The following is a 13,039-nucleotide window of genomic DNA, read 5'->3' as shown; positions in this document are numbered from 1 at the left end:
GCGAATCATACAGCGTTACAACCTGCTGTCAACCACCTTTTTCACCGCTTTCGATGTGAAACCGAAGCCCTTGCACCGAACCCGAACTCGCTTAACTCATTGAATCTCAAGGAGTTTTGCGTTCCGTTGTCGCTGGAAGTGGGGCGCATTATAAGGGGATCTGAAAGCGCGTCAACCTTTAATTTCAAGAAAATGAAATATTTAGCGAAAAGGCCGTATTAAGGCCAGTAGGTGCTCGCAGCAACCCTTGCAGCGCCTATGAGATCGAGCGCCGCCCGCGCGGCGCTCGATCTCATAGGCGCTGAATACCTAACGGCGGACACCCCTCACGCCCCCCATCAACTCAATCCCCTCCTCCACCGCCCAACCCAACGCCCCACCACCGGCACCCGCAACACCATCAACACCCCGCCCACCGCCGCATACATCGCCCATTCACGTAAATCCGAACGCACAATCCACAAAAAATGCAGCAACCCCAACCCCAAAATCACATACACCAGCCGGTGCAGCTTCTTCCACCGAGCGCCCAACCGCTTCTGGCTGTAACGGTTGGAGGTGACCGCCAACGCCAGCAACCCGACAAACCCCAGCGCACCAACAATAATGTACGGCCGCTTGCGCAACTCCACGCCGAACTGCCCCCAGTCCAGCCCCAGGATGAACACCAGGTACGCCATCAAGTGCAGCACTATATAAGCAAAGCACCACAAGCCCAGTTGCCGGCGCACCACGATCCACCCCGACCAACCACTGAACCGCTGCAATGGCGTCATACCCAGGGTAATCAACAAGAACACCAGCGCCCCCAGCCCGAGCCGATCCATGAGGATCTTGCCCGGGTCCGGATCGAGCTGCCCCGTCAGTGCCTCATACAACCACCACAGCGGAAACAGGCAACCGGCGGTGAAGATAGCCAAGCGAAACCAGGGATAGCGCATCAATAGTTCTTCCGCAGATCGAGCCCACCGTACAACGACGCCACCTCATCGGCGTAACCGTTGAACATCAAGGTATCGCGCACGTTAGGGCTGAACAGCCCACTGGGCAGACGTCGCTCCCGCGCCTGGGTCCAGCGCGGATGGTCGACCGTCGGGTTGACGTTGGCATAAAAGCCATACTCCTCGGGCGCCAGCCCTTGCCAGGTGGTCTGCGGCTGCTGCGCCACCAAACTGATGCGCACGATCGACTTGATGCTCTTGAAGCCATACTTCCACGGCACCACAAGCCGTAGCGGTGCGCCGTTCTGGTTGGCCAGCTCGCGGCCATACATACCCACCGCCAGGATCGCCAGCGGGTTCATCGCTTCATCCAGGCGCAATCCCTCTACATAAGGCCAATCGATCAGGGCGAAGCCGGAGCGCTGGCCGGGCATGCTTTGGGGGTCCTGCAGGGTTTCGAAACGAACATAACGCGCCTTGGAGGTCGGCTCGACCTGCTTGAGCACCTCGGCCAGCGGAAAACCCAGCCAGGGAATGACCATCGACCAGGCCTCGACACAGCGCAACCGATAGATGCGCTCCTCGAGCTGGTAGGGTTTGACGAAGTCCTCCAGCGCATAGCGACCAGGCTTGGCCACCTCACCATCGACGACCAGGCTCCACGGCTCGGTCCGCAGGCTGCCGGCATTGGCTGCCGGGTCACCCTTGTCGGGGCCGAACTCATAGAAGTTGTTGTAGTGGGTGGCGTCCTTGAACGGCGTGATCGCCTCCCCCGGCACTGTCATCGCCTGCCAGCGGGTGGCGGCCAGCTTGTCGCCGAACCAGGCGGGCGGGCTGCCGGCCACGGCATCGGCATAGCGCGACGGCTCGGCGGCCATACCCAGGCGCGGCAATGCGCCCACGGCCAGGCCCGCCAGGCTTGCGCCCAACACACGACGACGGGAAAGGTAGATATCTTCGGGGGTGACCTGCGACGCGCTGCAGTCGGAAGATCGGGGAAGCTTGATGAGCATGGCGGCTCCATAGCACGGGCAACTGATGTACACGTAAGACTATGGAGCCGGCAGGTTATTGCGCGATTAAATCCTTGTCAGGATTTGCGACGGCGTGCCCGCAACAGGAACTGGATCGGCCCCGACGCAGCATAGGCCAGGAAGATCAGCAGCAGGATGCGCGGTGGATCGCTGAACACCACGGCGAACACCAGCACCACCGCGAGGATCGCGACGAAAGGCACGCGGCCCTTGAGGTCGAGCTCCTTGAAGCTGTTGTACTTGATGTTGCTGACCATCAGCATGCCCGCGGCAGCGACCAGCAGCGCCACCAGGAACGACAGCTTCGAACCCTGGATGCCGTAGTCGCTGAACGCCCACACGGTACCGGCCACCACACCTGCCGCGGCCGGGCTGGCCAGGCCGATGAAGTAGCGCTTGTCGGCGGTGCCGACCTGGGTGTTGAAGCGCGCCAGGCGCAGTGCCGCACCGGCTACATAGATGAAGGCGACCATCCAGCCGACCTTGCCCATGTCGCCCAGCGCCCAACCGAATGCCAGCAGGGCCGGCGCCACACCGAAGGCGACCATGTCCGACAGCGAGTCGTACTCGGCACCGAAGGCGCTCTGGGTGTTGGTCATGCGCGCGACACGACCGTCGAGGCCGTCGAGGACCATGGCCACGAAAATGGCGATGGCGGCGAAGGCGAAATACTTGCTCGCCTCGCGCGGGTCACCGGCGCTCAGGGCGCTCTGCGCGCTCATAGAGCTGATGATGGAATAGAAGCCGGCGAACAGGTTCGCGGTAGTGAACAGGTTGGGCAGCAGGTAGATGCCGCGATGACGGACCTTGCGCCCTTCGGCGTCATGACCTTCTTCAACGTGCTCATCGACAGGTAGCAGGCTTTCGGCGTCGGAGGGCTTGTTCGGCTCTTCGGGACGTTCGCTCATGAAAAGTACCTTGCAACAGTGTGGAATATGTTCGACATGGGCCCGCGAAACAGGTTCTGACGGCGAGCCACTGGTCGCTTTATACCAGAAGCTGGCCGCGCAAACGAAAAAACGCGGCCGAAGCCGCGTTTTTCATCTATCGAACCAGACCTTAGTTCTTGGTCTTGTCGACGATCTTGTTGGCCGAAATCCACGGCATCATCGAACGCAGTTGCTCGCCGATGATCTCGATGCCGTGGGCGGCGTTGTTGCGACGCTTGGCGGTCATCGAAGGATAGTTGGTGGCGCCTTCGCTGATGAACATCTTCGCGTATTCGCCGTCCTGGATGCGCTTCAGCGCATTGCGCATGGCCTTGCGCGATTCTTCGTTGATGACTTCAGGGCCGGTGACGTACTCACCGTACTCGGCGTTGTTGGAGATCGAGTAGTTCATGTTGGCGATGCCGCCTTCGTACATGAGGTCGACGATCAGCTTCAGCTCGTGCAGGCACTCGAAGTAGGCCATCTCTGGGGCGTAGCCCGCTTCGACCAGAGTCTCGAAACCGGCCTTGACCAGCTCGACGGTACCGCCGCAGAGCACGGCCTGCTCACCGAACAGGTCGGTTTCGGTCTCGTCCTTGAAGGTGGTTTCGATGATGCCGGTACGGCCACCACCAACGCCAGCGGCGTACGACAGGGCGACGTTCTTGGCGTTGCCCGAGGCGTCCTGGTAGATGGCGATCAAGTCAGGGATGCCGCCGCCCTTGACGAACTCGGAGCGCACGGTGTGGCCCGGCGCCTTTGGCGCGATCATGATCACGTCGAGGTCGGCGCGCGGCACCACCTGGTTGTAGTGGATCGAGAAGCCGTGGGAGAAGGCCAGGGTGGCGCCTTTCTTGATGTTCGGCTCGATCTCGTTCTTGTACAGCTGGCCCTGGAATTCGTCCGGGGTCAGGATCATGACCAGGTCGGCGGCGGCAACGGCGCTGGCGACGTCGGCGACTTTCAGGCCATGGGCTTCTGCCTTGGCAACGGTGGCCGAACCTTTACGCAGACCGACGGTAACGTCCACACCGGAGTCCTTGAGGTTGCACGCCTGGGCGTGGCCTTGGGAACCGTAGCCGATGATGGCGACTTTCTTGCCCTGGATGATGGAAAGGTCGCAGTCTTTATCGTAGAAAACTTTCATGAAACACCCCTGTTATATCTCGGCCCCAGTGGAGCCATCGCTAATTTTTGAAGTTAGATGCTGAGCACTTTGTCGCCACGGGCAATGCCGGTGACTCCACTGCGCACGGTTTCGAGAATCGATGCGGTACCGATGGCCTGGATGAAGCTGTCCAGTTTGTCGCTGGTGCCGCTCAGCTGCACGGTGTACACGCTGGCGGTCACATCGACGATCTGGCCACGGAAAATATCCGTGGTGCGCTTGATCTCGGCCCGCTGGGCGCCGGTGGCCTTGACCTTGACCAACATCAGTTCACGCTCGATGTGAGCGCTTTCCGAGAGGTCGACAAGCTTGACCACTTCGACCAGCTTGTTCAGGTTCTTGGTGATCTGCTCGATCACCTCGTCATGGCCAACGGTGGTCAGCGTCAGACGCGACAGGGTCGGGTCCTCGGTCGGTGCCACGGTCAGGCTTTCAATGTTGTAGTTGCGCTGGGAGAACAGGCCGACCACGCGAGACAAGGCACCGGGTTCGTTTTCCAGCAGCAGGGAAATGATATGCCGCATATCAGGTACGCTCCGTCTTGCTCAGCCACATGTCACGCATCGAGCCATCCTTGATCTGCATCGGATAGACGTGCTCGGTGCGGTCGACCGCGATATCGATGAACACCAGGCGATCCTTCATCGCAAAGGCTTCCTCGAGCTTGGGCTTGAGGTCCTTCAGGCTGGTGATGCGGATACCCACATGGCCATAGGCCTCGGCCAGCTTGACGAAGTCCGGCAGCGACTCGACATAGGAGTGCGAGTGGCGGCCGTTGTAGGCCATGTCCTGCCATTGGCGGACCATGCCCAACACACCGTTGTTCAGGTTGACGATCTTCACCGGCAGGCCGTACTGCATGCAGGTGGACAGCTCCTGGATGTTCATCTGGATGCTGCCTTCACCGGTCACGCAGGCCACATCCTGGTCGGGGAAGTTGAGCTTGATGCCCATGGCCGCCGGGAAACCGAAGCCCATGGTGCCCAGGCCACCGGAGTTGATCCAGCGGTTGGGCTTGTTGAAGCGGTAGTACTGCGCCGCGAACATCTGGTGCTGGCCGACGTCGGAGGTGACGAAGGCATCGCCCTTGGTCACTTCGCACAGGGTCTCGATGACCTGTTGCGGCTTGATGATGTTGCCGTCGCCCTTGTCATAGGGGAACAGCTCGCCGTCGCCGCGCCATTCGTCGATCTGCTTCCACCAGGCCTCCAGCGCTGCCTTGTCGGGCTGCTCGCCGATTTCCTTGAGGATGGTGAGCATTTCGCTCAACACGCTTTCGACCGGGCCGACGATCGGCACGTCGGCCTTGATCATCTTCGAGATCGACGCCGGGTCGATGTCGATGTGGATGATCTTGGCGTTCGGGCAGAACTTGGCCGGGCCGTTGACCACGCGGTCGTCGAAACGCGCACCGACGGCGAAGATCACGTCGGCGTTGTGCATGGCCATGTTGGCGGTGTAGCTGCCGTGCATGCCGAGCATGCCGAGGAACTGGCGGTCGGTACCTGGGAAGCCACCGAGGCCCATGAGGGTGTTGGTGACAGGCAGGTTCAGCGACTTGGCGATTTCGGTGAGGGCTTCGGAGCCGCCGCCGAGAATCACGCCGCCACCGGCATAGACGATTGGCCGCTTGGCCGCCAGGAGCATTTCGGCTGCCTTGCGGATCTGCCCGGAATGGCCGCGCAGGGCCGGGCTATAGGAACGCAGCTTGACCTTTTTCGGGTAGATGTACTCGAACTTCTCGGCCGGGTTGGTCATATCTTTTGGAATGTCGACCACGACCGGACCGGGACGGCCGGATTGCGCCAGATAGAAGGCTTTTTTCAGGACTTCAGGAATTTCCGAGGCATGCTTGACCATGAAGCTGTGCTTCACGATCGGCCGTGAGATACCGATCATGTCGGTTTCCTGGAAGGCATCGGTGCCGACCATGGTGCTGGGCACCTGGCCAGACAGGATAACCATCGGGATGGAATCCATGTAAGCGGTGGCAATGCCGGTGATGGCATTGGTCGCGCCTGGACCGGAAGTCACCAGTACCACGCCGGCCTTGCCGGTGGCACGGGCGTATCCGTCCGCCATATGGGTGGCAGCCTGTTCGTGGCGAACCAGGATGTGCTGGACTTCCGGTTCCTTGAACAAGGCATCGTAAACATGCAGGAGAGCACCGCCTGGGTACCCGTAGATGTGCTTAACGCCTTCGTCGCGCAAGAAGCGGACGACCATTTCAGCGCCGGATAAGAGCTCCACGTTGTTCACCTCTAAAACGCCAGAATACCGCCCTCACTGAGCGGGTCTTATTAGGTTTACTGCCAAGCAGAGCATGAGCGAACGTCAGCACTGACTGAGCAAGTATTGGGAATACCCTGGTGTGTTGCGGGCTTTCCCACCCAGCGCGAGGTAACGCGTTGCGGGGTGTAGCAAGTCGGCGCGGGTGTGCGCCTCATGATCTGCTTAGCGGGTCTGCTTCTGGCAGTCCCTCTACAGCGGAATCTGGATTCTTGTGATTCGGCGCTCACAAGTCAAGAGAAATTATTGCCAATTTTTCATCAAGATGAATTCTCACCACCACTAATACCCTGAGCAGCAGCAGGAAAAATAAGATTTCCACAAAAAAGGGCCACAATCTGCGGCCCTTGAAGGAAAAACGGTAGAAATCAGGCGCCAGGCCCGATCAATTGGTCGAAAGTTGCGAGCAAGCGCCGTAGCTCGCGGCTTTGTTCCGGGCGGTCGACGAACACCGTCTCGGCCATGACCAGGATGCCCGAGGCGTTGGGCAGCGGGTGCCCGTGCTCGAGGATCAGCCGCATGCGCGGCAGGAAGATCCATTGCAGCCACTGCTCGAAGCTCATGCGATCCACCGCGAACGGCTCGACGCTGGCCAGCGCCTCGGCGCTGGGCGCCACCTCGCTCCACCAGCCCTGGACCTTGAGTTCCTGCTCGATCAGCAGCAGCTGGTCGGCGATATCGAGGATGCGCTGTTCCATCACAGGTTGACCCGCGCCTTCTGCCGCGCCAGGGCCGCGCCGGCGCTGTCACCCTGCTTCTCGCGGGCCTGGGCGATGGTGTTCCACAGTTGCGCCTGCAGGTCGGGGCGACCGTTGGCGTAGGTCAGCGCGCGGCGGGCCAGCTGTTCGGACTGCGCGGCGTCGCCCTGGGAAAGGCGCACCTGGGCCAGGCGGAACAGCACCTGCGGCTCGCGCGGGGCGATGCGCTGGGCACGCTCCAGGCTCGAGGCGGCACCGTTGAAGTCACCGCTACCCTGTTGTTGCTGGGCGGTGGTCAACAGCGCCAGCACCGGGCCGTCGAGCTGCTCGTCGGCCGACAGGCCCCCACCGGCACGCGGGATGCCGGTGGGGGCGCTGGTAGCCGGCGCCGGCTTGCTCATCGAGGCGATGTCGAACGGTTCGTCGGCGATCGGGTTAGGATTGGTGGTGATCGGCCCACTGCTGACCGGGCCCGGGGTAATCGGGCCGGTGCTGATCGGCGCCGCGCTGCTACCGGCCGGGAACGACTGGATCGGCGCGCCACCGGTACCCTGCGGGATCATCACGGTGACGCCGGAGTCTTCCGGCAACGCCTGCGACTGGCGGCTGCCACCGCTGGTCGGGTAGGCCGCGTTGCGCTTGGCCATGACCCGCTCGTTGTCGGACACCCGGGTGCTCGAATCCACCACCGGGATATTGCCACGCGGGACACTGGCACAGCCGTGCAATACGGCCACCGCGGTCAAGGCAGGAATCCACCACTTGTTCACTTCACACCCTCTTCAAAGCTCGTGCTCAATTCATCCAGCCCTTGACCCAGTCCATCACCGATTCGGCCGGGTTCTGCTCGCCACCACAGGTGGCGCCAGCGGGTGGTTCACTGCCGCGAATATACGGCATCTGCACCGCTCCCGGACAGCTACCGTCGGAGCCTTGACCGCTGTACGGGTCGATCCAGGCCTGCACCACGTTATCCGGCTGCGGCATGTCCAGCGGCAGCGGATCGGCCTTCTTCATGAAGCTGGTCCACACCTGCAACGCCCCGGTGGCGCCGGTGAACGGTGTCTTGCCGTTGTCGTCGCGGCCCAGCCACACCACGGCCAGCAAGTCCTGGCTGAAGCCGGAGAACCAGCTGTCGCGCGAGTCGTTGCTGGTGCCGGTCTTGCCGGCCAGGGTCAGCGAGCTGGGCAACTGGCTGTACACCGAACGCCCAGTACCTTCGCGCATCACCCGCTGCATGGCGTTCTGCACCAGGTAGATCGAGCCTGGGTCGAACGTCTGCTGGATCTGGAACGGGTAGCGCTTGAGCGGCTCGCCTTCGGCGGTGAGCACGCTGCGGATACCGCGCATCGGCGTGTTGAAACCGCCGTTGGCGAGGGTCTGGTACATGGTCGCCACCTGCATCGGCGACATGCCGCCGGCCCCCAGCAGCATCGACGGGAACGCCGGCCAGTCGACCTGCACGCCCAGCCGGCCGATGGTCTTGATCACGTTCGGCACGCCCACTTCCAGGCCGAGCTTGGCGGTGGACAGGTTGTAGGAGTTGGCCAGGCCCTGGTACAGGTAGATGGTGCCGTGGGGGCGGCGGTCGTAGTTCTGTGGCCGCCATACCTGGCCATCGGCGCCCTTGACCGAGAACGGCTCGTCCTGCACCCAGCTGGTCAGGGTGAACTTGCTCGGTTGCTCCAGCGCGGTCAGGTAGACCGCCGGCTTGACCAGCGAGCCGATCGGGCGCACCGCGTCGATGGCGCGGTTGAAACCGGCGAAGCCCGACTGGCGGCTGCCGATCAGCGCCTGCACTTCGCCGGTCTCGGGGTTGGTGACGACCATCGCCGACTCCACTTCGTCGGCGCCCTTGCGCCCGGCCAGGCGCTTGAAGGTCTCGCTCATGGCGGTTTCGGCCTTCATCTGCAGGATCGGGTCGAAACTGGTGAAGATACGCAGGCCTTCTTCGGTCAAGTCTTCGTCGCGGTAGTCCTGGCGCAGCTGACGCTTGACCAGGTCGAGGAAGGCCGGGAACGAGCTGTCGGCCAGGCTGCCGCGCTTGGTCACGCCCAGGGGCATCTTCTTCGCCGCATCGACCACGTCCTGAGTGGCCACGCCTTGCTCGGCGAGCAGGTCGAGCACCAGGTTGCGCCGTTGCAGGGCGCGCTCGGGGTGACGGCGTGGGTTGTAGTAGGACGGCCCCTTGACCATGCCTACCAGCAAGGCGATCTGGTGCAGCTTGAGCTCCTGCAGCGGCTGGCTGAAGAAGAACTGGCTGGCCAGGCCGAAGCCGTGTACCGCGCGCTGGCCGTCCTGGCCGATGAACACTTCGTTGAGGTAGGCCTCGAGGATCTCGCGCTTGTCGTAGTGCACTTCCAGCAACACCGACATCATCGCCTCGGTCAGCTTGCGGCTGAGGCTGCGCTCGTTGGTGAGGAAGAAGTTTTTCACCAACTGCTGAGTCAGGGTGCTGCCGCCCTGGCGCATGGCCCCCGAGGAGGTGTTGACCCACACGGCCCGGGCGATGGATTTGGGCGACACGCCGAAGTGGCTGTAGAAGTCGCGGTCCTCGGTGGCGATCAGGGTTTCCACCAGGTAGGGCGGCACCTGGTCGATCTTGATCAGGATGCGGTCCTCAAGGTTCTTCGGGTAGATACCGCCGATCATCAGCGGCTCGAGGCGCACCACGTCGAGCTTGCCGCCATTGGCGCCGCTCAGGCCCGCGACATAGTCGCCGGAGAAGCGCACGCGCACGAACTGCGCCGGCTCCATGCCTTCATAGAACTGGAAGCCACGGGTGTTGAGATCGACGTTGTTGCCGTTGACCGAGGCCGCGCCCGGGCCGTTGGCCGCGCTTTCGCGGCGGTAGCCCAGGGCGTCGAGTTCGGTGAGGAAGTCGTTCTTGCTCAGCTTCTGGCCGACGAACAGCTCCAGCGGCCGGGCATACACCTTGGCCGGGATGGTCCAGCGCTTGCCGGAGAACTTCTCCTGGACGGTGGCATCGAGGTAGACCGCGAAACCGGCAATCACCACCAGGCCGACCAGGCTGAGCTTGAGCGCCCAGCCCAGCCAGGCGCGAGAGCGGCCGGACGGGCGTTTTTTTACGGTGCGGGAATTTCGGGTACGTGTCATGGCGGCGGATTATACGCACTTTGGAAAAGGGGGGCAGGCGCCCCTCGGCGGTTTGCAGGGACGGCACCATTGACCATAATGTCCGATTCGAATTCCCTGACCCATAAAGGATGATCCGTGAGCCAAGCCCTGATCAGCGCGCTGCAGAACCCCGCCCTCTATCCGCATCCCGTCGCGGGCTTCCAGCTCATCGAGACGCACATCTCCTGGGTTTTGCTCACGGGCGAGTACGCCTACAAGATCAAGAAGCCGATGAACTTCGGTTTCCTCGACTTCACCGGCCTCGACCAGCGCCGACATTTTTGTAACGAAGAGCTGCGCCTGAACCAGCGCCTGACCGAAGGCTTGTACCTGGAAGTGCTGCCGATTACCGGCAGCGCCGAGGCCCCTGTGCTGGGCGGCGACGGGGCGCCTATCGAGTACGCCCTGAAGATGCGCCAGTTCCCCCAGGGCCAGATGCTCAGCACCCTGCAGGCCAACGGCGAGCTGAACGCCGGGCACATCGACCAGATGGCCCGGCAGATCGCCGAGTTCCACCTGCAGGCGCCGCAAGTACCGGTCGACCACCCGCTGGGCACCCCGGATGCGGTGATGGCGCCGGTGGAGCAGAACTTCGAGCAGATCCGCCCGTTCCTCACCGACAAGGCCGACCTGCAACAGCTGGACAACCTGCAGGCCTGGGCCCAGGACAGCTTCAAGCGCCTGCACGGCCTGCTCGAGGCGCGCAAGGCCGGGGGCTTCATTCGTGAATGCCATGGCGATATCCACTTGGGCAACGCCACCCTGATCGACGGCAAGGTGGTGATCTTCGATTGCATCGAGTTCAACGAGCCATTCCGCCTGACCGACGTCTATGCCGACGTCGGCTTCCTGGCCATGGACCTCGAGGACCGTGGCCTGAAGTGCCTGTCGCGGCGGTTCATCAGCCAGTACCTGGAGCTGACCGGCGACTACCAGGGCCTGGAGCTGCTGAATTTCTACAAGGCCTACCGCGCCCTGGTGCGGGCCAAGGTCGCGCTGTTCAGCATGCCGGCCGAGGCCGACGGTGTGCAGCGCGCCACCACCCTGCGCACCTACCGCAACTATGCCAACCTGGCCGAGAGCTACAGCGCCATCCCTTCGCGCCTGCTGGCCATCACCCAGGGCGTCTCGGCGGTGGGCAAGAGCCACGTGGCGATGCGCCTGGTCGAGGCCTTGGGCGCAGTGCGCGTGCGCTCGGACGTGGAGCGCAAGCGCCTGTTCGGCAAGCAATCGGCGACCGATGCCGGTCATCTGGAGGCCGGTATCTATGACAAGCAAGCCAGCGTTGCCACCTACCAGCGCCTGCACGAGCTGGCAGAGATCATACTGCATGCCGGGTTCCCGGTGGTGCTCGATGCCACCTACCTCAAGCATGAGCAGCGCAAGGCCGCAGCCGAAGTCGCCAGCGAGACCGGCGTGCCGTTCCTGATCCTCGACTGCCAGGCCCCGGACGCGGTGATCGCCAGCTGGCTGGCCCAGCGACAGGCCGAGGCCATTGACCCTTCGGACGCCACGCTGGAAGTGATCAAGGCGCAACAGGCCAGCCGCGATCCGCTCGATGCCGAGGAGCAAAAGCACAGCAAGCGGGTGAACACCCAGGAAGGCGCCAGCATGGACCAGTTGATCGAACAGATCCGCCAGCATTTCCCCGGCTTTTGAGCCATCAGGCGTGAAGCAGTCGACAGTTCACGCCTGAAGTCCGGCGCCTCTCCAGTGATGTCATTACAATATCATCACACCCCACGCAGAGGCGCCGCCATGAATCAACCCCGCCAGCTGGACAACGTGCTTTTCACCCTGGTCCGCGACGAGAAGATCGCCGAGTTCAACCGGGTCAAGGCCGCGCACCCCTCCATTGATTTTCGCGGTGGCGATTTCCGTGGCCTGGACCTACGCGACCTGGATGTGCGTGGCATCGACTTCACCGACGCCTACTTCCGCGCTGCCGACCTACGTGGCCTGGATCTGCGCGAGAACGGCCTGGAAGGCGCGAGCCTGGCCCATGCGCAGATTTCCGGAACCTACTTCCCCGCCGAACTGAGCGCCGACGAGATACTGATGTCGGTGAAGTTCGGCACGCGCATGCGCTATCGCACTACCCGCTGACCCCGACCTTGCCTGTAGGAGCCAGCGTGGCTGGCGAACCGTTTCTCGGCTAATCGTCAGCGGGGCGGCGGGTTCGCCAGCAACGCTGGCTCCTAAAGTGCGTACGTTCCGCTGGCAGCCTGTCGGCGGCAGATGGCAAAAGGCCGCGCAATTGCCAACCCCCGCTACACTCCTCACTGACCTGCTCGCGATTTATCCCCAAGACCCGTTCAGCCATCGCAAGGAGGCTCGATGAACGATGAATTGCAGCATCTGAAAAACCTTGGCAAGACCTCCGCGCAATGGCTGCACGCTGTCGGGATCCACAGTGCATCGGACTTGCGCCGGCTCGGCGCGGTGGGTGCCTACCAGGCGGTGAGAACGCGGGGCTTCCGGGCTTCGAAGGTGTTGTTGTACGCCATCGAGGGCGCCCTGCTGGACATGCACTGGAACGACCTGCCGGCCGAACGCAAGCAGGCGCTCAACCAACAACTCGATGCCAAGTGCCTGCCACAGAAGAACGAAAAATAAATGGGCAAAAGGCATTGACTACGAAATGAGAATCGTCATGATTATCACAACTGGTCGCGAGACTGGTTGGATAACCTGAATGCTCCCTGGTTCGGACGCTCAGATTATCTCCTCATCAGGCTAATCACGGTTATTGACCCGCCAATTTGGCGGGTCTTTTTTTGCCTGTTGCCTGGTGTGCCTGTGAGACCGAATGCGCTCGGTCTGAAGGACACTACAAGGCCAT

General features: G+C 62.4%; 13 protein-coding genes. 4 read left to right on the top strand and 9 right to left on the bottom strand.

Going from position 1 to position 13,039, the window contains the following annotated elements; translation table 11 throughout:
* A partial coding sequence (locus NJG22_RS22915) for a hypothetical protein (protein WP_253098031.1) occupies positions 1-222 on the top strand: 222 nt, incomplete at its 5' end.
* A 116-nt stretch (positions 223-338) separates the two neighbouring features.
* Here NJG22_RS22915 and msrQ read toward each other — a convergent pair.
* The 9 genes from msrQ to mrcB form a co-directional block, all read right to left on the bottom strand.
* On the bottom strand, positions 339-941 hold the full coding sequence (gene msrQ, locus NJG22_RS22910) for a protein-methionine-sulfoxide reductase heme-binding subunit MsrQ (protein ID WP_253098029.1): 603 nt from the start codon (positions 939-941) through the stop codon (positions 339-341).
* Complete coding sequence (gene msrP, locus NJG22_RS22905; RefSeq protein WP_253098027.1) at positions 941-1,954, bottom strand: protein-methionine-sulfoxide reductase catalytic subunit MsrP; 1,014 nt, start codon at positions 1,952-1,954, stop codon at positions 941-943. Before msrP ends, msrQ begins: the two co-directional genes overlap by 1 nt.
* Before the next feature lie 77 nt (positions 1,955-2,031).
* Complete coding sequence (gene pssA, locus NJG22_RS22900) at positions 2,032-2,883, bottom strand: CDP-diacylglycerol--serine O-phosphatidyltransferase (protein WP_028691215.1); 852 nt, start codon at positions 2,881-2,883, stop codon at positions 2,032-2,034.
* Positions 2,884-3,034: 151 nt separating this feature from the next.
* Positions 3,035-4,051: a ketol-acid reductoisomerase gene (gene ilvC, locus NJG22_RS22895; protein WP_038706849.1), complete on the bottom strand. Its 1,017-nt coding sequence runs from the start codon at positions 4,049-4,051 to the stop codon at positions 3,035-3,037.
* A 53-nt stretch (positions 4,052-4,104) separates the two neighbouring features.
* On the bottom strand, positions 4,105-4,596 hold the full coding sequence (gene ilvN / locus NJG22_RS22890) for an acetolactate synthase small subunit (RefSeq protein ID WP_003250040.1): 492 nt from the start codon (positions 4,594-4,596) through the stop codon (positions 4,105-4,107).
* Position 4,597: 1 nt separating this feature from the next.
* Positions 4,598-6,322, bottom strand: coding sequence for an acetolactate synthase 3 large subunit (locus NJG22_RS22885; protein WP_253098024.1), 1,725 nt, complete (start codon positions 6,320-6,322; stop codon positions 4,598-4,600).
* A 407-nt stretch (positions 6,323-6,729) separates the two neighbouring features.
* The gene (locus NJG22_RS22880; protein ID WP_253098022.1) at positions 6,730-7,062 is read right to left on the bottom strand and encodes a YqcC family protein; all 333 of its coding nucleotides are present in this window, start codon (positions 7,060-7,062) and stop codon (positions 6,730-6,732) included.
* Positions 7,059-7,829, bottom strand: a complete 771-nt coding sequence (locus NJG22_RS22875) for a tetratricopeptide repeat protein (RefSeq protein ID WP_253098021.1) — start codon at positions 7,827-7,829, stop codon at positions 7,059-7,061. Before NJG22_RS22875 ends, NJG22_RS22880 begins: the two co-directional genes overlap by 4 nt.
* A gap of 25 nt (positions 7,830-7,854) precedes the next feature.
* Positions 7,855-10,176 carry a penicillin-binding protein 1B gene (mrcB, locus tag NJG22_RS22870; protein WP_253098019.1) on the bottom strand — a complete coding sequence of 774 codons (2,322 nt, stop codon included), beginning with the start codon at positions 10,174-10,176 and terminating at the stop codon, positions 7,855-7,857.
* Between the two features lie 117 nt (positions 10,177-10,293).
* On the opposite strand from mrcB, the gene NJG22_RS22865 reads away from it, so the two are divergent.
* The 3 genes from NJG22_RS22865 (at position 10,294) to NJG22_RS22855 (ending at position 12,813) form a co-directional block, all read left to right on the top strand.
* Positions 10,294-11,856, top strand: coding sequence for a bifunctional aminoglycoside phosphotransferase/ATP-binding protein (locus NJG22_RS22865; protein ID WP_253098017.1), 1,563 nt, complete (start codon positions 10,294-10,296; stop codon positions 11,854-11,856).
* 99 nt (positions 11,857-11,955) lie between these two features.
* Positions 11,956-12,303: a pentapeptide repeat-containing protein gene (locus NJG22_RS22860; protein ID WP_253098015.1), complete on the top strand. Its 348-nt coding sequence runs from the start codon at positions 11,956-11,958 to the stop codon at positions 12,301-12,303.
* Between the two features lie 231 nt (positions 12,304-12,534).
* On the top strand, positions 12,535-12,813 hold the full coding sequence (locus NJG22_RS22855; RefSeq protein WP_217852705.1) for a TfoX/Sxy family protein: 279 nt from the start codon (positions 12,535-12,537) through the stop codon (positions 12,811-12,813).
* The last annotated feature ends 226 nt before the right edge of the window (positions 12,814-13,039 follow it).

Origin of the sequence: Pseudomonas sp. VA159-2 (genome assembly GCF_024126635.1) — a bacterium.
Classification (GTDB): Bacteria; Pseudomonadota; Gammaproteobacteria; order Pseudomonadales; family Pseudomonadaceae; genus Aquipseudomonas; species Aquipseudomonas muyukensis.
The sequence above is the reverse complement of the archived record's forward strand: the minus strand, read 5'-3'. Positions and strand labels throughout refer to the sequence as shown.